The sequence below is a fragment of the Companilactobacillus nodensis DSM 19682 = JCM 14932 = NBRC 107160 genome (genome assembly GCF_000615905.1).
In the GTDB taxonomy this organism is placed as follows: Bacteria; Bacillota; Bacilli; order Lactobacillales; family Lactobacillaceae; genus Companilactobacillus; species Companilactobacillus nodensis.
Window position 1 is genome coordinate 1 of record NZ_BAMN01000018.1, and the last position, 23,257, is coordinate 23,257.

Genomic DNA, 23,257 nt, shown 5'->3' on the forward strand with positions numbered 1-23,257 from the left:
ACTTGGACAGCCTCAGTATCAATAATATCATCTGAACGTTCCATTAATTCTTTCTTTAAATCTAAAGTTTCTTTGAAATCAAAGGGTTTGTCTTTGTACTTGCGTACATCTTGAACTTCCCAATTTAACATTGATTTTCCCCTTCCATAATCGGTATTCTACCGAAATCCTGTTCTCTATCGTCCACTAGGCTTCTAATTTTATCAACTTTTAATTCAAGTGACAAAAGATCAGATTCCTTTTTTCCAACACGTGTTATTAACGGTATATCGATACTTTTCTTCAACGCATTGAGGTATTGCTTCCCAATTGTATCAAATCCTAGGATTCTTAAATAGGGATTCTCAAATACACTATTAATATCTGATGATTTAACATTCATCAGAGTATACATCGATAAACGTCTAAGACGCGCCCTCGTGTATCTCTTGGATTTCACCGCATCTAAAAAATCATTAAAATTATTACTTTTATCAATTTCTTTTATAAACTTATATTCCAAGCCTTCAACCATTTGATAAATATCATGCAATTCAGTGACTGAACTACTTTGAATACGATACTTCAAAAGTTCAAAGTAATCGTCCCAAAACACATTTTTGGAAGCCTTCAAATGATTCTGCATTATATTCGGAATTAATTTATTTATATTTTGGCTATCATTAATTTTATTACGAATCTCAGTGGCACTCGTACCACCAGATCTTCGTAAAACTGTGTTTACATCAATTTCATAATCATTTGCCAATATTTCCTGAACATAATTCAATCCTAATAATTGATTAGGATGATTCAACACATCCAGACCCGCGTTTGAATAAACCTGATTGAGATTCCTAGCATATGAATCTTGATAGTTCTGATCAAACTCGGTGTCAGTTCGCAGCAACTTAGCCGCTACATTAGCAAAATCCAAATCGGTTTCTGTTCCAAACACTAAGTTATTAATTCCCAAATCATGTAATAAACGGATACTGCCCTTAGCAAACAAGTTTGCTGGCTCAACAGAATAAGCGAATGGTAGTTCAACCACTAGGTCAACACCGCTTTTTATTGCTGCATCTGTTCGGCTCCATTTATCGACAATGGCAAAATCACCCCGCTGTACAAAATTGCCAGAAACCACGGCAATCAAGACGTCAGGGTGATATTTTTTTTTTGATTTCATCAATAAAAAGTTTATGACCATTGTGAAATGGATTAAATTCAGCAACAAATCCATAAATTTTTACCATAAAAACCTCTCTACTTCTCTGCTTCAAAGAACCAGCGATTAGAATCTTGTTTAGGTTCAGACTTACCAAAGTCAGCACTGACTTTAATATTCTTAAAACCAATATCTTCAAGAATAGAAACAAACGTTGTGATTGGATAAGTTCTCTCACGATGGATTTCGGTATTAGCCTTATATCCACCAATTTTTTCATCCCAATCAAAGAAGGTCAATTCATGTTCAATACTGTGTGGATTTTCACCTTCAAAGCTACTCCACATGAACGCTGAATCTTCTTCCTTATGATTGAACATATAACCAGGGAATACTTCATCCATCTGATACAACGAATGTGCATCAAACAAATACTTACCGCCATCGTTTAGATGTTGATAAGCTTGGTTAAAAGCAATCGCTAATTCATCTTCATCTTTTAAATAACAAATTGAATCATCAAAACAAGTAATTAAATCATAATTACCCAATTCAAATAGATCCAACATATTACTTTGAATAAATGGAATAGATACCCCTGCGTCCTTTGATTTCTCTTCAGCAATCTTCAACATTTCTTCTGATAAATCAGTACCAGTAACATCATATTGATTAGCCAAAAGAATCGTTAAATCACCGGTACCACAGGCAACATCTAACAGATTCTTAGCATTGCCGGCACGAAATTCAACATACTTGGCCCAATCATTATACAAATCATCATCCATTAATTCACTGTATACTCGTGCAAATGAATTGTAGATCATTCTTCAGTTACCAAACCTGAGATATCAACTTCTGGTGCATCTGACCAAAGTTTTTCCAAATTGTAAAAATCACGTTCTTCTGAAACGAAGACATGAATAACAACATCGTGTAAATCAATCAAGATCCACTTAGAATCACGTTTACCTTCAACGTGACCAACTTCAACATCATTCTTACCCATTTGGTCCAAGATTTCTTGAACGATAGCTCCAACTTGACGTTGTGAACTAGCATCCATGATGACAAAATAATCTGCCATGATACTTACTTCACTAATGTTTAGAACACTAATGTTATTAGCATGTTTACTATCAGCTGCTTTTACAGCCGTTTCCATAATTTCCTTTGAGTTCAATTAAAGTTCTCCTTTTGAAATCCAATAATTATAGCTATCAAATGTAGCTGGATAAATTTCTCGATTCTTATCAACTAAATGTTCAATCGAATGTTTTAATTCATATGCCACAGCTGAATCCAATGATTTCTCAGCATACTTACGTGCCTCATCAATTCCAGGGAAGTCACGCTTTGGCTCAATAAAGTCGGCAACAAAGACGCACTTATCAACTTGGGTCATGTGAGTAGAACCAACAGTGTGGCGACGGATAGCATTCAATACATCCTCATCAGCAATATTTAATTCATCTTTGATGATTTCTGCACCGACGATACCGTGCCAGATGGCATTATTATAATTCAGAAGATCTGGATCAAGTTGTTTTGACTTAATTTCATCAATGAACTCTTGATCTGATCTCTCCTTGGCATAATCGTGTAACAATCCTGCTAAGCCGGCCTTGGCAACGTCAGCACCGTATTCTGCAGCCAGTCCACGTGAAACTTCTTCGACACGCAAACAATGAGTAAAACGAAAATCACTCATCTGTTCTTGCATACGATTGACTAACGCCTCGCGGTCGAATCCATATTTTACTTCATCATAATTAAAATTAGTCAAGAAATAGCCCCCTATCTTTAATATATTCTTCTACTTCGTCAGGAACCAAGTACTTGATCGACTGGCCCTTTTTAACACGATCACGAATCATACTTGAACTTATTTCCAGTTCAGGTGTATTAACCCAAAGTATAGGGTACTTCGACTTCTTCTCAAAACCCTTTCGACAAACTCCAACAAAATGAATCATATTGACCAATTCATCAATGTGAGCCCAGTCAGGCAAATTTTCGACCATATCACCACCGATGATAAAGTAATACTCCGTATCAGGATTGTATTGCTTCAATAGCTTAATAGTCTCGTATGTATAGCTGACTCCACCACGATTAATATCAGTCAAATCGAGATCAAAGTGAATATTATCGCGGATCGCCATCTTGATCATCTCAATACGATCATCACTACTGATGGAAGGATGTTCTTTTTTAACATTTTTATGTGGTGGAATTTTATCCGGCAAAAACAGAACCTTATTCAAACACAGTTGTTCATACACTTGTTCAGCAATGACCAAATGTCCCATATGAATAGGATTGAATGTTCCGCCCAAAATTCCAACATGTCGTCTAGGACGATTAGTATTAAATTGTGGTTTTACTTTAGTTAATAATTGACTTTTTGTATTCATTATTTTTCACTGCGTTCACTAATACTAAATTTTTTCTAGTTCTAATGAGATCTTACGGTTCTTGATCTTTGGTGCTTTCTTGTAGATAACAACTTTTGATCCAATTGTTTGAACTGGTACAATTTGGTCATCAAATTCAGTCAAAGCGTCAATCAAGCCGTTTGCATCAACCATTGTATTTTGCAACAATGAAATCTTGATTAATTCATTCTTGTTAACTTGTAATTCAATTTGATCCAAAAGATTATCACTTAAGCCTTCATGACCAATTTGAATCAATGGTTTGATAGTTTGAGCCTTACCTCTCAAAAAACTATTCTTTTTTCCTTTAATTATCATATATTCTCCTTAAATAATGGCATCACGAATTGATACACTAACACCATCTGGTACATAGACTTGCACCTTACTATGTGCAGGAATAGTCACCCATCCAAGTCCATATACAACAATATCAGACTTTTCATGAGCTGTGAATTCATGCTTCTTCAATTCTGGGAAATCTTCAATATCAGTTGGAGGTGTCAAATCTTTACCAACATGTTTCTCATAAAATTCTTCAGCATTGACAGTCTTGGTACGATGTAACAACAAGTTTTGATTAACATAGAAAACAACATTAGTCTTTTCGTCCAAGAAGTCAAATCTTGCTAATCCAGAAACAAAGATTGATTGTCCATCGCGAAGTTGGAAAGTAGAAGGACGCAATGGCTTCTTTGGTGTGATAGTTTTCAAATCTTGGTCATTCAAAACATGTGCCAATTGATACTTGTGAATAATACCTGGTGTATCAACTAAATTGTGGCCATCATCCAATGGGATATCGATTCTATCCAAAGTTGTACCTGGGAATCTTGAAGTTGTGATCAAATTCTTAACATCAGAACTTTGAGCAATAATACGGTTGATCAAAGTTGATTTACCGGTATTTGTTGTTCCAACAACATAGACATCTTTACCCTTACGATACTTATCGATCATCATCATCAACTTATCAACATTGATTCCCTTTTCTGCGGAAACCATTATTTGATCAATTGACTTGATACCATTTTCCTTACTCTTCTGTTGTAACCAGTTCAACAAGCGATTTTGATTGACTGACTTGGGCAATAGATCGACCTTATTACCAACAACAAGTATATCCTTGTCTCCAACAAATCGTTGTAGTCCAGGGATAACACTACCTTCGTAATCAAAAATATCGATAACGTTCACGATCAAACCATCTTTTTGAGCAATTGAGTCCAATAACTTCAAAAATTCATCGTCATCAACGTTCACGTCAGTAATTTCATTGTAATTACGTAAACGGAAGCATCTCTTACATAGAAGCTCTTTAGAATCATCATCTGATTCCATATACTTCTTTAATGTAGAGTTTTGGATGAAACCTGGTTTAGTTTTATCTTCAGTTTGAAGTTCAGCCCCACAGCCAATACAATACATTTCTTCACTAGTCTCTGTCATTTAATGAATCCTTCCAATACATATTCGAATCATGTTTCTGTATAAAGTTTAAAATAGGACGCTCAAAAAATCTATTAACTCGGGTTTTTTTTGCGTCAGTTTTTACAATAGGTTTAACTAATACAGTTTTCAACTTGGCCATATTACCCGCTAAAACGTCTGTCATCACTTGATCTCCAACAAATAGCACACTCTCAGGATCAATTTTTTGTTCCTTCAAATGGTGCATAATTGCAAATGGCAACGGCTTAGCAGCACGAGCGACAATCGTCACTGGTAAATCAGTAACAGCCTTCTCAACACGTTCATAACTGTTATTGGATACGATCATTACTTCAATATCAGCCCTATTCATTTGGTTGAGCCATTTACGCAATGTTAGTTCGTACTTATTACTATTCCATGGTAAAAGTGTGTTGTCCAAATCTGTCATTATGGTGGTAATATTCATTTCCTTCAAATCATCGACTTCAAGGTCAGTAATTTTATTGAGCATAACATATGGTTTAAACATTTTTAGTCCTCTTTATTTACTTAGTAAAAAAACGTAATTTGGAATATCCAAATTACGTCTTCATCATTAAGCTAAAGCTTTTTAGCTGTGTCTACTAAACTTGTGAATGCTTTTGGATCTTCAATAGCTAATTGAGCCAACATTTTACGGTTGATATCAACATTTGCTAACTTCAAACCATGCATTAATTTGCTGTAACTGATTTCGTTCATTCTTGCAGCAGCGTTGATTCTTGCAATCCATAACTTACGGAAATCGCGTTTTCTTTGACGACGATCACGGAATGCATAACGGTATGAAACCATTATTTGTGTATGTGCAGCTTTAAAAGTGATATGTTTTGAACCACGATATCCTTTAGCTAATTTTAATATTTTCTTACGACGTTTACGAGTTACTGTTCCACCTTTTACACGTGGCATAATGACTCCTCCTTTAAATTACAAATAGATAATTAGTATGTAGCTAACATTTGTTTGATACGTTTCATATCACTTGCGTTAACCATTCCTGGTTTAGCCAATTGACGACGTTGCTTCTTTGTCTTACCGTGGAAACGGTGACTTGTATAAGCATGGCTTCTTTTCCAACCGCCATTAGCAGTTTTCTTGAATCTCTTTGCTGATGCACGGTGTGTTTTTTGTTTAGGCATTAGAAACCCCTCCACTATTTTTTCTTATTGTCTTTGGAACTAATTGGATCAAGCATCAAGAACATGTTACGGCCGTCCATCTTAGGCTTAGTTGTTACATTAGCAACATCCTTAGTCTCTTCAGCTACACGGTCTAAAACTTCTTTACCTATCTCTTTATGAGTAATTGCTCTACCCTTAAAACGAAGAGATACTTTGACCTTATCACCTTTAGCTAAGAACTTACGGGCATTATTGACCTTAGTGTTGAAGTCATTTGCTTCAATAGTAGGGCTTAGTCGAACTTCTTTTAAACTAACGGTTTTTTGTTTCTTACGTGCTTCACGATTCTTCTTTTGAAGCTCAAATTTATATTTACCATAATCCATAATTCTGGCTACAGGTGGTTTGGCACCTGGGGACATAAGGACAAGGTCCATATTAGCTGCATCAGCCAAACGTTGGGCTTCTGCTGCTGGCTTAACGCCAAGTTGATCTCCTGTTTCTGAAATTAATCGCACTTCATTAGCACGGATTTGATCGTTTATTAATAGATCTCTTGCTATGAGTAGTCACCTCCGAAAAATCTGATCCCACAAAAAAAGTGGGCGCATACGCACGCCCACTATTATCTACACAATCGTATTAACCTAGAGGCATAAAGCTTAGGTGAGAAGCGGGCGCTTCTGCTTAATCTCAACAGTTAATTATGATACACGATTCAAAACCAACTGTCAACATAATAAATAGATTCTTTATAATTAATAATTAACCATTGCTACGACTGAAGTTGTTGATATCTGAAACAACTGAGCCGACAAACATTGGTAAGTTTTCTGATTCTGAGTTATCTTCTCCATACTTTCTAACTGAAACTGTTGCATCGGCCATTTCTTGGTCACCAACAACAGCTGTGTATGGAACCTTCATTGTTTGAGCATCACGAATCTTGTAACCCATCTTTTCATCACGTGTGTCGATTTCGGCACGAATATTCTTAGCACGTAATTCTTTAAGTAGGTTTTCTGCATATGAACCATGAATCTTTTGGTTAACAGGAATGATACGTACTTGTGTTGGAGCTAGCCATGTTGGGAAGGCACCCTTGTACATTTCAATTAGGTAAGCAATAAATCTTTCCATAGTTGAAACAATACCACGGTGAATCATAACTGGTCTGTGTTCTTCACCATCAGAACCTGTATATGTAAGTTGGAACTTCTCTGGTTGCATGAAGTCTAATTGGATAGTTGATAGTGTTTCGTCATTACCAAGAGCTGTCTTTGTTTGAACATCAAGCTTTGGACCATAGAATGCAGCTTCACCTTCTGCTTCATAGTACTTAAGACCAAGTTCATCCATAGCACCTTTAAGCATTGATTGTGACTTGTTCCACATTTCGTCATCATCGAAGTACTTCTCTGTGTTAGCAGGATCTCTGTAACTTAGACGGAATGAGTAGTCTGTAATATCGAAGTCTTTGTAAACTTCAACCATTAATTGAAGAGTACGTTTGAATTCAGCTTGGATTTGGTCAAGGGCAACGAATGTGTGACCATCATTAAGAGTCATTTCACGAACACGTTGTAGACCTGTCAAAGCACCTGATTTTTCATATCTGTGCATCATACCTAATTCGGCGATACGACTGGTAGTTCACGATATGAACGTTTGTGGTGATTGTAAATTTGGATATGTGAAGGACAGTTCATAGGACGTAGTTCAAGCATTTCGCCATCACCCATGTCCATTGGTGGGAACATGTCTTCACGGTAGTGTTCCCAGTGACCTGAAGTCTTGTAAGCATTCAAGTTCATAAGGATTGGTGTGTAAACGTGTTGGTAACCCCAAGCAACTTCCTTATCAATAATGTATCTTTCGATAACACGACGGATAGTTGCACCATTTGGCATCCAGTATGGAAGTCCTGCACCAACTTCTGGATCAACGAAGAATAAGTCAAGGTCACGGCCAATTGTTCTGTGATCACGTTCTTTGATCTCAGCACGACGTTTTGCGTCAGCTTCAAGATCAGCTTCCTTATAGAAGGCTGTACCATAGATTCTTTGTAACATTGGATTACTTGACTTACCTTGCCAATATGCACCGGCAACTGATAGTAAGTTGAAGTGTTTCAAATTCTTCATGCTTGGAAGAATTGCATCGTAACCGAAGTCAACAAATCCATCTAATTTGTATACAGGGATTTGAACTGATTCAATAGCATCGATCAATGATGACTTGTATGGATCGTCTTTGAACATTTCAACAAGTTCTGACTTGTCCATCATGACACGTTCAACTTTGTCGTTGTTCTTGATGATCTTGTGCATAATAGCTGAAATTTCTTCCAACTCGTCAACACTGATTTGACCATCTTTGTCATCTGTATCAACGAAGAAACCATCATCGTTTGATTCTTTTTCACCGAAGTGAAGGTTCTTCTTGAATTCACTAGCAGCAGCACCGAATACTAAGCTAGCAGTGTTTCTCAAAACCTTAAGTGAATCTTCATCATCTTCACCGGCAATAATTTCAATCTTACCATCTTGGCTGATTGGACGTTCTACATCGATCAAAGTGTCGTTAAGTTTACCAGCAACAGCTTTTTTGCCTAGTGATGTACTAATTGACTTAGCAACATCTTGGACAGTTGTGCCTTCATCAAACTCTCTAACAGAATCATCTGGAAATGTTAATTTGATTTTTGACATATGGTTTCCTCCTAAAATTTGGGCAACAAAAAATGCGCCACTGAAGTATATACACACTAAATGTATACATACTTCAGGGACGCATTTCTACGCGGTTCCACCCACTTTAAAACTGCACAAATAACAGTTTTCACTCTTTTGGTTATAAAGTAACCGACAGTTATACAGTTTTTAGTGAAAGTGGTAACTCCAGTAATGGGTAAGCTTTCAGTGACCGTACCCTCCCTGAATAGAACCGAAGTGTTGTCTTTCATGCACTTATTGAAACATTTATAAATTCATTTTGCAAGTACAAATTGAAAATCTACTTTGAAAAACGTTTGTTTGGACCGCTGACGATTACTTCTTTTGAGAGATATTTGACACGTTCCATAATACGCTGTGCCTTTACTGGCTCTTCTTCTCCACGCTGATTAATAGACAAGTGTTTCTCCAACTCAGACATTGAAAAGTTCGATGAGAAAAATGTTGGCATATTTTCTTGCATACGATACTGCAAGATAACGCCTAATACTTCATCACGAATCCAACTAGACATTGAGTCCGCACCAATATCATCTAACATTAGAATTTCAGCGTCTTTAACTTTGTTGACACGATCCAAGACATTATTCTGCCCAATTGAGTTCTTCATCTCAATAGCAAAGGTCGGAAAATGCATAATTGTCGTCTTAATATCGTCCTTGATCAACTCATTAGCAATTGCTCCCAACAAGTATGTCTTACCAACTCCAAAATCACCTGCCAAATACAAACCAGGAACAAAGTTGTCGTCCTTATGTTCATAGTTATCGATGAAATCTATCGCTGAAGCCAGTGCTTCTTGTCTGCCAGTACCATCGTAGTCATCGAGTGTAGCCTTCCTAATATCTTTAGGCATATTCAATAATACGAATTTTGATTCATAACTACTTTCTTTTTCTCTATTGATGGTTTGTGTATTTGGAGCATAAACGACCTCAATATTGTGATTACTTACAACTAATTGGGGAACATATCCTTTTGACAATTCACTGGGATGAGTTTTGTGGTTATAAAATTCATAAATACTAGCGGCACTAACATCGATCGCATCCTGATTAATATGTTGTGTGTTTTCTTTCAAAAACTTCTGAACATCAGGATCATTCAGTGCCTGACTCATCAAACAACGATAATCATCAGTTAGATTTTTTGAATTTAAATATTCAGCTAATTTTGATCCTAAGTTTTCCATGATTAATTATCCTTATTTCTCATTTTTCTGAGTCTCTCTTGTAGCTCTTGCTGCTTCTTTTGAGCATCCCCACTAACGGGACTAGCTTTAACCTTACTCCAGTCAGTACCCTGCTCAACTCGGCGTGGACCTTTATTATTATAACGACGCTTAGGATTACGTGGTTTCGTTCTGAAATCATGCAACCTTTGCAGAGCTTGTTCAGGAGTATTGACATTATTCTGTTGCCAATCATTCGCCATTGTTTCCATCAGCGGCAAGGTCAATGTAGGTGAATTTTGCAAAATATAGTCAACCATAATGTTCAACACAGCTGGAGATAAATAAGTCTTCATCGCCATATCACGTAACGCACGTGATTCAACTGTACCTGTGAAGCCGCCACTCTTCTTTTTCTCAGCAGCGAGAAAGTCCGCTGGGGCAAGATTCTTAGCTTGCTGTAACAACAAGTCATCAGCACGATTAAAATGTGTCACAACGTTATTCTGCTGGTTATTTTCACTATTATTCGACTGTGGTGTCGAATTCTTAATTGATATGTTTGCATTTTTTTCGAAACGATCTTGAACGGTTTTTTTCAAACGAACTGGATCAATCTTGTTATTAACAATATCCGCCGTCTGACCGATCACATTAATAATTGCCGTTTCATTAATTCCATAAAACGCATGCAGACTTATGATCAATTCTTGATTCTCCAACAAATTTTCATTGGATATCTTAAACAATTGTTCAATGCGATCCGAAATCAACTCCCAATCTAATTGAGAATTGTCAGTATCTTCAATTTTTGGCTGTGGCTGTTTATCAACATCCACAAACTCATTCTGAGCAGACTTAACCTCGGATGGGGTATTGATAAGATCATCATTACTCAATTGGAATACTTCCAAGAAGTCCTTACTTACCTCTTTGGAATCAGTAAGGATATCACTAGATTGAGAATATTTAGTTACTAACTTATGGTAATTTTTTTCACCAATTTGCTCATACAAAAATATACTCATTAAGTCATCATTGAAGAACTCATGTGGCATCAAGGGTTCAAATAATTGATAGACACAATAATCACCAATGTCATCACGCTTCTCATATGTGCGGATCAATCCTAATGCTTCAGCTTTGATTCGTTCGTTATAAAAAGTTTTCAAATCAATATCCAACAGACTCATCAAGTCAGCATGACTTTGACGTTCACTGACCAATTCTTTATTCGGAACTTTTTCCCATAACAATAAATAGATACTATATGCACGGGTTCCAAGCAGTGGCAAATAAAGGTCGGTCAACACGTGACGATCATAGTCATTTATTTGTCCATGTGGCAAACACCAATAACCCGTCAATGGTGTAAACTTTGCCGGATCATAATTAAATTCTTTTGCCAATTGAGCACTTCCTAATCTTTATCAGATTTATCCTTAGATCCATCATTTGCCATCATTTCTTGAACCTCTTTCATAAATCCATTCATATCTTTGAATTCACGATAAACACTGGCAAAGCGAATATAAGTAACATCATCGACATCTGCGAGAATCTTCATAACGTACTCACCGATTGTTTGCGAGCCGACTTCGTTTTCACCCGTAGCACGGATTTGATTCTCGACCTTATCAACGATTTCATTCATTTGATCGATCGTGACTGGACATTTTTCAGCAGCGCGAACTAAACCACGTAAGAGCTTCTCACGGCTGAATTCTTCACGATTACCATTTTTCTTGATTACAAGTAGTGGAGATTTTTCGATTCTCTCAAAAGTCGTAAAACGAGTACCACAGTACTCACATTCTCTTCTACGTCTAATAGCACGACCCTCGTCACTTGGGCGACTGTCGACAACTTTTGACGAATCATGATGACAATGTGGACAAATCATATCATCAGCCTCTTTTCTGTATCACAATTTTTTTGTTAAATTATAAATTTCTGTTTTTAAAATATTAATATTACCAGAATTATCAATCACAAAATCAGCAAGATCTCTTTTTTGTTCAATGGGCATCTGAGCGTTGATTTTGTTCATAGCATCTTCTTCACTAATTCTATCACGTTCCATCAAGCGTTCTAACTGTATTTCTTCTGGCACATAAATACTTATAATACCATCAAAATAAATCTGATAATTAGCTTCAAACAATAATTGAATTTCAAATATTACTATTTCTTTATCATTTGATTCACGAGCTTGTTTTATTGTATGTAGAATTTGCTTTCGAATCAATGGTGCAGTGATATTTGTTAACTTTTCCAATTGTTTTTTGTTTCCAAAAACGATAGAACCTAACTTTGTCCGATTTAATTCACCATCACTCAACAAAACATCTTCGCCAAACTCATTAACTATTTGTTTTAAACCAACAGTACCGCGCTTGACAATTTCTCTTGCAACTTGATCAGCATCGTAAACTACACAGCCATCTTGTCTGAATAAATCTAAGACAGTGGATTTGCCAGCCGCGATGCCACCAGTCAAACCATAAACTTTACTCATTTCACTACCTGACAATGTGGGCAGAAGTGTGTACCACGACCACCAACTTTGATTTTTTCAATTTCAGTTCCACAACGATCACATGGTGTTCCTTCTCGATCATAAGCGTGCAAGAAGTCTTGCATATGACCCGCGTGACCAGTTGAATCAAGATAAGATCTAACTGTCGATCCGCCAGCGTCAATTCCCATCGTCATTTCTTCATTTGAGTATTTAATAATATTCCTAATATCATCATCATTCAAATGGTTTGCTGGAGTTTCAGGGTGCAATTTGGCATTCCACAATACTTCATCGACATAAATATTTCCCAAGCCACTCATCACAGATTGATCCAGCAATACCGTCTTGATATCTTTGCGATGGCGCATGATACGTGGCTTCACAGCATCAAATGTGAATGCATCCGACAGTGGTTCCGGTCCTAATTTGGCAATTGATTTGTTATTAGCAAGATCAGCTGTCTTCCATAACTGCATGCGTCCAAATTTACGAACATCATTATAAATGAGTTTTTGCCCATTATCCAAAGTAAAAATTGCATGTGAATGTTTATCGATCATTGCTGGGTCAGCGGATACACGGTACTTACCTTCCATTCGCAAATGGCTGATAATAGTGTATCCATTATCTAAATGAATCAACAAGAACTTGGCACGACGACCGATATCTTCAATCGTAGTTCCAGTTACTATATCAATAAACTGTGGTACATCCCCAGTAATAAGGTTCTGATAGCGGACTTCAACATTTGTAATCTTGCGACCCTTAATCTGTGAGATCAATCCTCGTTTAACAATTTCTACTTCTGGCATTTCAGGCATACTATTCACTCATTTCTATATTAATTATTTAGCTTCATACCAACTATAACCGTGTGCTGAACCAACTTTTAATGGAACATCAAGTTTTACCGCTGAATCCATAACGCTTGGTACGAGTTTTTCCAAGATTGGAATTTCTGATTTTGGTGCTTCAAAGATCATTTCATCATGTACTTGTAATAATAAATTAGTTTTTAGATTTTCTTCTTTTAATTTCTTTTGCATGTTGATCATTGCAACCTTGATAATATCAGCTGCACTACCTTGAATTGGTGTATTCATTGCTGTTCTTTGAGCAAAGTTTCGAATATTAAAGTTCTTTGAATGAATATCAGGCAAATATCTGCGACGATGCATAATTGTTTCAACATAACCATTCTCACGTGCAAATTTAACAATATCATCCATATACTTCTTGACACCTGGATACTGTTCAAAGTATGAATCAATAAACTGTGCCGCTTCCTTACGTGTGATCCCAATATTTTGCGATAACCCATAATCACTAATACCGTAAACAATACCAAAGTTAGTTGCCTTGGCTTTGCGACGCATATCAGGGGTTACTTCATCGGTACTATCCAATCCAAAAATTCTCATTGCTGTATGGGCATGGATATCGTAATCCTCCTTGAACGCTTCTTGCATATTCTCATCACCAGAAATATGTGCCAATACACGTAATTCAACTTGAGAATAATCGGCTGAAAACATTTCCCAGTCTTCACTTTGAGGAACAAAGGCCTTTCTGATCTGTCTGCCTTCATCGATTCTGATGGGAATATTTTGTAAATTAGGTTCGATCGATGATAGTCGACCGGTTTGAGTCAATGTTTGTTGGTAAATGGTATGGATTCGATTATCTGGTTGAATAAACTTTTGTAATCCGACTGCATAAGTAGAATTGATCTTCGAAATCTGACGATAATCCAAAATCTTTTGAACAACAGGTGACTTGCTCTTCAACTTCTCAAGCACATCGACCGCTGTTGAATAGCCAGTCTTAGTTTTCTTGATCACTGGTAATTTTAGTTTTTCAAATAAGATAACACCTAATTGCTTAGGAGAATTGATATTGAATTCTTCGCCAGCTTCTTCATAAATCTGCTTTTCAATATCACTCAAACGTCCGGCAAAATCATTTTGCATCTCTTTCAAACGACTAGCATCAACCTTAACACCCTTGATCTCCATACTTGCCAACACATTCGAAAGTGGTAATTCAATCTCGTCATATAAACTGTCTTGATCATTCTTTTTCAACTCAGCCATCATTGTATCATGCAATACATTGATGATATGTGCCTTTTGACAGATGAAGTTCATCAGAACTTGGTCGTCATCAGGAACGGCCTTCTTAACACCTTTACCATAGAATTCTTCTTCATTAGGTAAGTTGTGACCGTAATTTTGAGCAACAAGACCAATATCAGTTTTGTTGTCATTCGTATCAAGTAAATACGAAACCAGTAGCATATCAAAACTGACTCCCGCAAACTCACAACCGTATCGATTCAATAACGCAACTGTCTTCTTGTTATCAAAGACATATTTTTCCTTAGAATCGTCTGCTAGCCAAGCTTTCAACTTATCGTTCTCTAGAATAGAAATATCAGTTGTAGAGTAGTACTCTTTGTCACTTTCAATGGCTAATCCAATAATTGGTGAGATATGATAATTCTCTCCGAAACTCTCGACGATAACCGTTTGTGGTTTATCAACATTTACAATCTTATCAACAGCATCTGAATTCAATTCACTAAACTTGATATCTGCCATTTCTTCTTTGACTTCTTCGGTATCAACATCCATTTTCTCTAAGAAAGACTTGAAGTCCATACGTTGATAGAACTTAATCAATTGTTCCTGATTATCGCCACGATATTCTAATTCACCTAACTTCAATTCGACTGGTGCATCACAATTGATAGTGGCAAGTTTCTTACTCAATAACGCTTGATCCTTATCATTGATCAGATGTTCCTTGAGCTTACTCTTCCTCATCTCATCAACGTGTTCATATAGTCCTTCCATTGAACCATATTCATTCAAAAGTTTAATAGCTGTCTTCTCACCGACTTTTTCAACCCCAGGATAGTGGTCAGAAGTATCTCCCATTAGACCCTTCATATCGATGATCTGTTCAGGAGTAATACCTAACTTTTCTTTAACGTGTTCAGGTGTGTAAGCCTCAGTTTCAGTGACACCTTTGACATTTACTCGTACTGTAACTTTATCAGTCGTTAACTGTGTCAAATCACGATCACCAGTAATAATTGTAACGTCCATGCCCTCAGACTGGCCTTTTCGTGACATTGTTCCAATTATGTCATCGGCTTCATAATTTTTTAGTTGATAGGTTTTGATACCACGAAGATTAAGCATCTCTTGAATCAATGGCAATTGTTCCATCAATTCTGGCGGTGTCTTAGCACGTGTCCCCTTGTAATCTGAAAACATTTCCGTTCTAAAGGTTGTCTTACCAGCATCAAATGCTACTAAGGCATGCGTTGGATCTTCATCTTTTAAAATTATATCTAACATGTTGTTAAAGGCGTACAAGGCATTTGTATGGATACCGTCGCCTGAAACAAATTTATCTAATACATTATGCATGGCAAAAAATGCTCTAAATGAGACACTATTTCCATCAATTAAAAGTAACTTTTTATTTTTCGTCATTTTTTCTCCCATTGGAATGAAATTAACCATTATCATTTTAACAAATAAACGTAGTCTGTAACAGTTGTTGCATTAACTGAAACAAAAAAGCCTAGAACTAATCTAGACTTTTCTCAGGATACTTAACTGCAACATAAATTGATGAAACTAAAATTAATAATGATAAACATGTCAGCAATGCAAAGTCAATTCTGGTACCGGTAAGCGTATTGACCACATTACTGTTAGTTCCGCTAGTAACTGCAACAGCTGAAATAACTACAGACAAAACATTAGTACCTAATGAACCCGCATATTGCTGCATCATACTAAATAATGAATTTTGATCAGACTTCTTACGGCCTTGAACTTGAAGACTACCGTCAGACAACGATGTTCCAAATCCAAAGTTAAAACCGATTCTCAAAATTGAATACAAAATAATAATTGAAATAAATGATAGATCATCACTCAGTACAAAAAATGATCCAGCACCTAAAGTGACTAATATTCCACTCAACACCATTGGAATCGTTGGTCCTTTCTTATCGTACAATGCTCCGGCAAATGGACCTACCAAAGCGCCTAATAATGAACCTGGTAACAACATAATTCCTGCATGACTGGTGTCTAACTTCAAAACAGTCTGTGCGAATATTGGCAATAAGAACGACAATCCAATATTAATAAACTGAAGTCCAAAATAGCCAAGTAATCTTAATCTCAAAACTGAATTTCTCAAAATAGAAAAGTCGATCAATTGACGACTAGTCCTGGAATTATACCAAGCAAATATTCCAAGCAAAATCAACGTGATCACAATCCAAATCATAAATTGGCTTGAGAACCAACCATAACTTCCAGCTTGATCGAAGGTAAATAGAATCATCGAGAAAATAACTGCTAAACCAACAACACTCAAATAATCAAAGTCAATACCCTCTACTCCACGAGCGGTGCCGCGAATGGTAAACCAACCGAGAATTGCTACAAGAGCAATTAAGGGAATCACACCAATAAATATTCCACGCCACGACCAGATTCCACTGACGATTCCACCGTAAGTTGGTCCAAGTGCTGGCGCTAAAGAAACAATGATACTAGCAAAACCAGTATAGACACCGATCTTCGTTCCTGGGACTTCTTCAAAGATAAGATCAAACATTAACGGAATAGATAACCCTGCAGATACCGCTTGTAATAGTCGACCAAACAACAATACTGGAAAATTGAGTGCAACCAAACAAGTTATCGATCCAACAAAACAAAATATTACAGCAAAGCTAAATATTTTCAGTGGATCAAATTTTTTCAGTACATAGGCGGTTGTACTCATAATAATCGTCGTTAATAACAAATATCCAGTCGTAAGCCATTGAACTGTTCCCAAACTGACATTCAATTCTTTTGTCAAAGTTGGAAAAGTAACATTCATTGACGTTTCAACTAAGATACTGACAAACGACAGTAAACCAACCGCCAAAATTGATAATTTCACACGTGTATTTACTTCTTTTTCCACGTTAAATTCCTCACTTCTATAATTTCAAAACAAATAAAAAGAGATACCGCTGAAATCAACGATACCTCCGTTACAGTTATATAAAAATTAAATTGAGATTTATTAATCTCGAGCAAATATTACTTTAGTTTAACAAAAAAATTTGCCAAAGACCTAAATACACAATTTTTCTATTTTCTTCATTATCTCTTATTGTTGATTAGGATTCAAAGTACTCAACACTTGTTCATAAGCAGTTTCATATTTTTGAACATCTCCGGCACCCATGAAGATAATAACCGCATTATGATAATCCAATAATGGTGACATATCTTTGAGTGTAAGAACTTCTCCACCCTTGTGAATCTTGTCGCCCAAATCTTTACTTGTAATATCTCCGTGCTTTTCACGAATTGAACCAAAGATATTTGTTAAGTAAACTTTATCGGCAAGATCCAATGACTTAGCAAAGTCATCCATTAGAGCTAATGTTCTAGTGTATGTATGTGGTTGGAAAACAGCAATGACTTCGCGGTCAGGATATTTTTGTCTAGCAGCATCAATTGTTGCTTTGATTTCTTGTGGATGGTGAGCGTAGTCATCAATAATAACCATATCAGCAACTTTCTTTTCACTGAAACGTCTCTTAACACCACCGAATGTTTGTAGTTCTCTATTGATCAACGCGTGGTCAAGATTCTCCATGTGACCAACACCAATGACGGCAAGTGAATTAAGAACATTATGTTCACCATACAATGGAATTTCGAAATTACCGATATTCTCACCCTTGATAGAAACATCAAATGATGAACCCTTTACGGTTCTCTTAATGTTTGTAGCACGGATATCGTCTTTTTCATCCAAACCATAATAGTAAATTGGAACATCGGCTTTGATAGACTTGGCATGCTTGTCCTCACCCCAGATGAAGATACCCTTCTTAGTCTTACGTGATTCTGACTCGAAGGCATCAACAACATCATTGATTCCACCGAAGAAGTAATCTGGGTGATCAAAATCAATGTTTGTGATGATCAAATAATCTGGTGAGTAATCCAAGAAGTGACGACGGTATTCATCAGCTTCGAAGACAAAGAACTTAGCGTCCTTTTCACCTTTACCAGTACCATCACCGATCAAATAAGATGTCTTAGCAATACCGCTTAGTGTATGTGCCAAAAGACCCGTTGTGCTTGTCTTACCATGTGATCCGGCAATACCGATCGAAGTATATTGTGAAACCAACTTACCAACCATTTGTGGATAAGTTACGACTGGCAAGTGCATGTCATTAGCCTTTTTGATTTCAACTTGGTCATCATCAAAGGCGTTACCTTTGATAATCGTCAGACCTTCATGAATATTCTTTTCATCAAATGGCATGATCTTAATGCCTGCTTGTTCAAGTCCTCTTTGAGTAAATGTATATTTATCAATATCTGAACCTTGAACTTCATATCCTAAATCTTTCAAGATAAGTGCCAAAGCACTCATTCCTGTACCTTTAATACCAACGAAATGATAGACTGTTTTTTCCATGATTACTCCTAATTGAACATTTTTTCTGCTTTTTCAAAATCAAATGCCTGTCCAGCGGCACCTTCGTCAAGAACTAAAATACCACGTTTCTTTGGTGCGTTAGGAATTCCCAGCTCTTTAGCTGAACAAATCATTCCGTAACTGTCCACTCCACGTAGTTCACCTGGCCAAATTTCACTACCAGTGGGCATAACTGCACCTGGTAATGCTACTACAACTAGTTGTCCTTGTTCAATATTTGGTGCACCACAAACGATTTGGACTGGTTTGTCCAAACCAACGTCTGTTTGTGTGATGTGCAAGTGATCTGAATCGGGATGTTCTGTCATTTCATCAACATGACCGATCACAAACTTTGGCTTGTCATCAACTTCTAGTGTGTCAGAAAAGCCGGCTGCAGAAATCTTTTGATTAAGCAATGAAACTTGATCAGCGTTAAGGAATACTTGTCCCTTAGCATCCAATCCAAGTTCTTTGGCTAGACCAAAAAAATTGAAACCAATGGCTTCATTAGTTTCATCATTATATATTCTTACAACACTATCTTTTTTGTCTACTGCTTGTGTAACACCAGCATCATCTGCTAGCTCAACGATTAGGACGTCACCTAAGACGTCTGGATTATAAAAACTTAATAGCATTATTTCCTCACTCAAATTATTTATTTACTACAGAATTAATAAAGGTCTCAACTTCTTCTTTAGTTTTACGATCTTTATTTACTAGTCTACCAATTTCTTTACCATTTTCAATAATAACAAAGCTAGGAATTCCCATAATGTCTAATTCTTGAGCAACTTCCATGTTATTATCACGGTTAAAGCTGATCCATTCGAAGTCTGAATACTCGCTTTCTAGTTCTGGTAGCTTGGGTTCAATAAACTTGCAATCTGGGCACCAGTCTGCGTGGAAGAACAAAATAAACTTGCCTTCTTTAGTGACTTCATGCCAATCTTTTGTTTCATAATCTTCAATATTTTTCATAATTTATATCACCTCTCATTATTAAGATACTTTTTCTTGCTCAATGGGTCAATTTAAATGTTCTTAGCTAGGGAATTAATATATAATAGTGTTAATATATGATTAAAACAAACATCAAGGAGTGATTTTATTATGAGTAAAAAAGGTATCGGTTCAGTACTAGTTGCAGGTACAGCACTTGTTGCGGGAGCAGCTGCTACAGTTTTGGTAAAGCATCACCTAGATAGTGAAAAGATCATTGCTAAAGTTAAATCCGTTCTTGGCGAAGATAGCAAAGTTATCGGCTCATGGGTTGAACCCTTCTATCAACGTGTAAATGTTAATGGTCAAGCTTCATGGGGTATCGTCGGTGGCGTTACAACAATGGACGACTTTGACGTAGCTCAATATCACTTTATCGCCGATGCTGTCACTGGCGAATTACTTAACATCAAAAAGGTTCAATAATAATAAAACAAAATAACTAATTAAATTGGGCTTTCAGGTAATTAATCCTGAAGCCTTTTTTGCTGAACTTTTCTTCGTATTCAGTCGGAATATTGGTCTCATTCAATTCTTCATTGTTATGAAGATCAAGTGAAATCTCATCAAACTTCATTCCAAAGTTATTCATGCTGACAAGCGAGTATTCAAACAATCCTTGATTATCAGTTTTGAATTGAATATAACCATCATCCTTTAGGACGGTCTTATATTGCTCCAAGAATGACTTATAAGTTAAGCGACGTTTTTCATGGCGTGTCTTAGGCCATGGATCGGAAAAATTCAAATACATTCCACTGACTTCACCTTCAGCAAACAAGTCAGTCAAGTTAGCACCATTAGCTAATAATAGTTGCAAGTTGGGAAGTTTATTCTCAACTTGCTTTTTTAGTAGCAAGGCAATGGCGCCCTCTTGGACCTCCATCGCCACATAATTATTCTGAGGGTTCTGCTTGGCCAATTCAGTAATAAATCCACCCTTACCTGAACCTAATTCAAGGAACAATGGTTGTGACTTTTCAAATCTATCTTGCCACTTGCCAGCCATATTCTCGGGTTGAACAGCAATCAAATCCAAGTTGTCATTAATCATGTCTTTTGCCCAAGGTTTGTTTCTAAGTCTCATAAAATCTAATACGCTCCGTTATCTAAATATTTTTTAAGTTGTCTTGGCATGTAAAAATAGCCAACAAATAATAATACCGCAAGTCCGGCGACAATAATAACTAAACTATTAACACTCAGACCGAATTTGTAGAAAATTGCAATGGCACTGATGACCCACTGAATGCACAACACAAATACGCTAAGCTTGGTGAAGTCATTAACTTTGTCCTTACCACTGACTGGATATAGACGCTGCATCATGTTCAGCATCACTTCTTTGAAGTATGGCTTCAATTGGAAACCTACCAAATATATGAATAGCATTTCTACTATCAAAGAAATATAGAAATTATCGATCAATGCTAACATGATTGTCTGAATGATAGTCAGACGCATGAATAATCCGATGTATTCATTGTTTCGTACGAATCCACGTGCAAATAAGTACAAGTACGTGTTCTTTTGAACTGGTTTAATTCCATTGAAAACAAAGTCCAACCACTTACGACGCTTGATCTTACTATTAACACCCGGTACATCAGTGAATAAATTATAAAATCTCTTAACTCTAAACATTCTCTGATTCTCATCAGAAATAGCTTGCTGCCATTGCATTTGCCCTGATTCACAGATTTTTTTGTTATTAATTTGTGCGCCAACAAAGGCAATCAATCCTACCACCAAAATAACCGGACTAAACCAGTATACAGAAATTATTAAAGAAACTATCAAAAATATATTAAGTAATAATTTTAAATTCATTCCTGACACTTGTTCACGACCGTAGATCTTGAACATTTCAACATTCAAAAATGCTAATTTGAAGAATACTAACCCGGCAGCAATGAGGCATATATCCATGATGCTCAGTCCTGCTCCAGTAAACGCAAATGGTGACAATAAGAAATTAACGATCACGATTGCTACTACTGGTAACGCAATACTATAGTTCAATGCTGACTTGAAATACTGATAAAATTCTTTTTCTTTTACTAATAAGAACGTACTGTCTGGCTCTTCCAGTAAAGTGGCGATCCTACCGACTTGAGCTATCAAGAACAAAATCAAAATAACCACTGGCTTACCTAATAACAACTCATGTTTGATCGTTCCCAAAAAGTTGGAGTACCAGAATCCTAATGCACCTATCAACACGATAAACGCTAACACAAAATTATCGTTAAAAATTAATCTTAAATATTTGAATTGATCGATTTGATGTCTTCTTAATCTATTTTTCCAAAGTTCTTTCATCAGAGATCCTCATTTGACATCTTAATGTAGATATCATCAAGATTGGCATCTTTCATATCGAACTTATCTTTTAATTGATCCAAAGTTCCATCAGCACGAACTTGTCCATGATTAAGCAACACAAACTTATCAGCGTGGTTTTGAACAGTAGCCAGGACATGAGTTGACATCAAAACTGAACATCCAGACTTTTTCTTAGCTTCAACAATATTTAACAAATCATTGACTGCCAAAGGATCAAGGCCAGTAAATGGCTCATCAATAATGAACAATCTGGCATTAGTCATGAATGCACAAACAATCATAACCTTTTGCTTCATACCCTTTGAAAAGTTCTGTGGGAACCAATCCAACTTGTTATCAAGTCTGAAGGTCTTCAACAATTCATTGGCATTTTCCCAAGTTTTATCATGATCCAAGCCATACGCCATGATCGTCATTTCAATGTGTTCTTTCAATGTTAATTCAGGATATAAAATTGGCATTTCGGGAACATAAGCAATTTTTTTACGATATGCTTCAACATTGTCGTGCAGACTCATCCCATCGATCAGAATTTGTCCACCACGTGGCGTCAATAGTCCAATGATGTGCTTGATAGTTGTTGATTTACCGGCACCGTTAAGCCCAATCAATCCAACAACTTGTCCGTCTTCAACTGTAAAAGTTTCTTTTTTTAAAACTGAAACTTGACCGTATCCACCGGTCAGTTCTTTTATCTCTAAAGTCATGGTAAACCACCTATTATTCTGTTTTTACTATCCTAATTATGATAGCATGATAATTAATATTAATG

At 36.5% G+C, this 23,257-nt stretch carries 26 protein-coding genes, 1 pseudogene and 1 other annotated feature; of the genes and pseudogenes, 1 reads left to right on the forward strand and 26 read right to left on the reverse strand.

What is annotated here, in order from left to right:
- Positions 1–124: 124 nt before the first annotated feature.
- The 23 genes and pseudogenes from JCM14932_RS15360 to JCM14932_RS10835 all read right to left on the reverse strand — a co-directional run bounded on the left by JCM14932_RS15360 (position 125) and on the right by JCM14932_RS10835 (position 20,118).
- Positions 125–1,222: a nucleotidyltransferase family protein gene (locus JCM14932_RS15360; RefSeq protein ID WP_235700593.1), complete on the reverse strand. Its 1,098-nt coding sequence runs from the start codon at positions 1,220–1,222 to the stop codon at positions 125–127.
- Positions 1,140–1,313, reverse strand: coding sequence for a nucleotidyltransferase family protein (locus tag JCM14932_RS17690; protein ID WP_369342904.1), 174 nt, complete (start codon positions 1,311–1,313; stop codon positions 1,140–1,142). Before JCM14932_RS17690 ends, JCM14932_RS15360 begins: the two co-directional genes overlap by 83 nt.
- Positions 1,246–1,974 carry a class I SAM-dependent DNA methyltransferase gene (locus JCM14932_RS10735; RefSeq protein ID WP_025024852.1) on the reverse strand — a complete coding sequence of 243 codons (729 nt, stop codon included), beginning with the start codon at positions 1,972–1,974 and terminating at the stop codon, positions 1,246–1,248. Before JCM14932_RS10735 ends, JCM14932_RS17690 begins: the two co-directional genes overlap by 68 nt.
- Positions 1,971–2,330 carry a ribosome silencing factor gene (gene rsfS, locus JCM14932_RS16795; protein ID WP_025024853.1) on the reverse strand — a complete coding sequence of 120 codons (360 nt, stop codon included), beginning with the start codon at positions 2,328–2,330 and terminating at the stop codon, positions 1,971–1,973. Before rsfS ends, JCM14932_RS10735 begins: the two co-directional genes overlap by 4 nt.
- On the reverse strand, positions 2,331–2,933 hold the full coding sequence (gene yqeK, locus JCM14932_RS16800) for a bis(5'-nucleosyl)-tetraphosphatase (symmetrical) YqeK (protein ID WP_025024854.1): 603 nt from the start codon (positions 2,931–2,933) through the stop codon (positions 2,331–2,333). It lies immediately after the preceding gene.
- Positions 2,926–3,564: a nicotinate-nucleotide adenylyltransferase gene (locus tag JCM14932_RS10750; protein WP_025024855.1), complete on the reverse strand. Its 639-nt coding sequence runs from the start codon at positions 3,562–3,564 to the stop codon at positions 2,926–2,928. Before JCM14932_RS10750 ends, yqeK begins: the two co-directional genes overlap by 8 nt.
- A gap of 24 nt (positions 3,565–3,588) precedes the next feature.
- Entirely contained in the window at positions 3,589–3,903 is a 315-nt protein-coding gene (locus JCM14932_RS10755; RefSeq protein WP_025024856.1) for a YhbY family RNA-binding protein, read from the reverse strand.
- A 9-nt stretch (positions 3,904–3,912) separates the two neighbouring features.
- Positions 3,913–5,034 carry a ribosome biogenesis GTPase YqeH gene (gene yqeH / locus JCM14932_RS10760; RefSeq protein WP_025024857.1) on the reverse strand — a complete coding sequence of 374 codons (1,122 nt, stop codon included), beginning with the start codon at positions 5,032–5,034 and terminating at the stop codon, positions 3,913–3,915.
- Positions 5,021–5,548, reverse strand: coding sequence for a YqeG family HAD IIIA-type phosphatase (locus JCM14932_RS10765; protein ID WP_025024858.1), 528 nt, complete (start codon positions 5,546–5,548; stop codon positions 5,021–5,023). Before JCM14932_RS10765 ends, yqeH begins: the two co-directional genes overlap by 14 nt.
- A gap of 71 nt (positions 5,549–5,619) precedes the next feature.
- Positions 5,620–5,970, reverse strand: coding sequence for a 50S ribosomal protein L20 (rplT, locus tag JCM14932_RS10770; protein WP_025024859.1), 351 nt, complete (start codon positions 5,968–5,970; stop codon positions 5,620–5,622).
- A 32-nt stretch (positions 5,971–6,002) separates the two neighbouring features.
- Entirely contained in the window at positions 6,003–6,200 is a 198-nt protein-coding gene (rpmI, locus tag JCM14932_RS10775; RefSeq protein ID WP_025024860.1) for a 50S ribosomal protein L35, read from the reverse strand.
- 14 nt (positions 6,201–6,214) lie between these two features.
- Positions 6,215–6,745 carry a translation initiation factor IF-3 gene (gene infC, locus JCM14932_RS15365; RefSeq protein WP_034543268.1) on the reverse strand — a complete coding sequence of 177 codons (531 nt, stop codon included), beginning with the start codon at positions 6,743–6,745 and terminating at the stop codon, positions 6,215–6,217.
- A gap of 24 nt (positions 6,746–6,769) precedes the next feature.
- Positions 6,770–6,877, reverse strand: a sequence feature (ribosomal protein L20 leader region).
- A gap of 70 nt (positions 6,878–6,947) precedes the next feature.
- Positions 6,948–8,893: pseudogene (gene thrS, locus JCM14932_RS15370) on the reverse strand (threonine--tRNA ligase).
- A 304-nt stretch (positions 8,894–9,197) separates the two neighbouring features.
- Positions 9,198–10,109: a primosomal protein DnaI gene (dnaI, locus tag JCM14932_RS10790; RefSeq protein WP_025024861.1), complete on the reverse strand. Its 912-nt coding sequence runs from the start codon at positions 10,107–10,109 to the stop codon at positions 9,198–9,200.
- A gap of 2 nt (positions 10,110–10,111) precedes the next feature.
- On the reverse strand, positions 10,112–11,497 hold the full coding sequence (locus JCM14932_RS10795) for a DnaD domain protein (RefSeq protein ID WP_025024862.1): 1,386 nt from the start codon (positions 11,495–11,497) through the stop codon (positions 10,112–10,114).
- A gap of 11 nt (positions 11,498–11,508) precedes the next feature.
- Positions 11,509–11,991: a transcriptional regulator NrdR gene (gene nrdR, locus JCM14932_RS10800; RefSeq protein WP_025024863.1), complete on the reverse strand. Its 483-nt coding sequence runs from the start codon at positions 11,989–11,991 to the stop codon at positions 11,509–11,511.
- 21 nt (positions 11,992–12,012) lie between these two features.
- On the reverse strand, positions 12,013–12,606 hold the full coding sequence (gene coaE, locus JCM14932_RS10805; RefSeq protein ID WP_025024864.1) for a dephospho-CoA kinase: 594 nt from the start codon (positions 12,604–12,606) through the stop codon (positions 12,013–12,015).
- On the reverse strand, positions 12,603–13,430 hold the full coding sequence (gene mutM, locus JCM14932_RS10810) for a bifunctional DNA-formamidopyrimidine glycosylase/DNA-(apurinic or apyrimidinic site) lyase (protein ID WP_025024865.1): 828 nt from the start codon (positions 13,428–13,430) through the stop codon (positions 12,603–12,605). Before mutM ends, coaE begins: the two co-directional genes overlap by 4 nt.
- Positions 13,431–13,454: 24 nt before the next feature.
- A complete protein-coding gene (gene polA / locus JCM14932_RS10815; protein ID WP_025024866.1) occupies positions 13,455–16,112 on the reverse strand; it encodes a DNA polymerase I in 2,658 nt (885 codons plus the stop codon).
- 97 nt (positions 16,113–16,209) lie between these two features.
- The gene (locus tag JCM14932_RS10820; protein ID WP_025024867.1) at positions 16,210–17,613 is read right to left on the reverse strand and encodes an MFS transporter; all 1,404 of its coding nucleotides are present in this window, start codon (positions 17,611–17,613) and stop codon (positions 16,210–16,212) included.
- A 189-nt stretch (positions 17,614–17,802) separates the two neighbouring features.
- Entirely contained in the window at positions 17,803–19,134 is a 1,332-nt protein-coding gene (gene murC, locus JCM14932_RS10825) for a UDP-N-acetylmuramate--L-alanine ligase (RefSeq protein WP_034543273.1), read from the reverse strand.
- Between the two features lie 8 nt (positions 19,135–19,142).
- Positions 19,143–19,775 carry a YtpR family tRNA-binding protein gene (gene ytpR, locus JCM14932_RS10830; RefSeq protein ID WP_025024869.1) on the reverse strand — a complete coding sequence of 211 codons (633 nt, stop codon included), beginning with the start codon at positions 19,773–19,775 and terminating at the stop codon, positions 19,143–19,145.
- A gap of 16 nt (positions 19,776–19,791) precedes the next feature.
- A complete protein-coding gene (locus tag JCM14932_RS10835) occupies positions 19,792–20,118 on the reverse strand; it encodes a thioredoxin family protein (protein WP_025024870.1) in 327 nt (108 codons plus the stop codon).
- Positions 20,119–20,250: 132 nt separating this feature from the next.
- On the opposite strand from JCM14932_RS10835, the gene JCM14932_RS10840 reads away from it, so the two are divergent.
- Positions 20,251–20,565, forward strand: a complete 315-nt coding sequence (locus JCM14932_RS10840) for a hypothetical protein (RefSeq protein ID WP_025024871.1) — start codon at positions 20,251–20,253, stop codon at positions 20,563–20,565.
- 16 nt (positions 20,566–20,581) lie between these two features.
- On the opposite strand, the gene trmB is transcribed toward JCM14932_RS10840, so the two are convergent.
- Genes trmB through JCM14932_RS10855 form a run of 3 tightly spaced genes read right to left on the reverse strand, consistent with a single transcriptional unit; the run spans position 20,582 to position 23,192 of the window.
- The gene (trmB, locus tag JCM14932_RS10845) at positions 20,582–21,226 is read right to left on the reverse strand and encodes a tRNA (guanosine(46)-N7)-methyltransferase TrmB (RefSeq protein ID WP_025024872.1); all 645 of its coding nucleotides are present in this window, start codon (positions 21,224–21,226) and stop codon (positions 20,582–20,584) included.
- Positions 21,227–21,231: 5 nt separating this feature from the next.
- Positions 21,232–22,461 carry an ABC transporter permease gene (locus tag JCM14932_RS10850; RefSeq protein ID WP_025024873.1) on the reverse strand — a complete coding sequence of 410 codons (1,230 nt, stop codon included), beginning with the start codon at positions 22,459–22,461 and terminating at the stop codon, positions 21,232–21,234.
- Entirely contained in the window at positions 22,461–23,192 is a 732-nt protein-coding gene (locus tag JCM14932_RS10855; RefSeq protein ID WP_025024874.1) for an ABC transporter ATP-binding protein, read from the reverse strand. The genes JCM14932_RS10850 and JCM14932_RS10855 overlap by 1 nt, the downstream gene beginning before the upstream one ends.
- Positions 23,193–23,257: the final 65 nt, after the last annotated feature.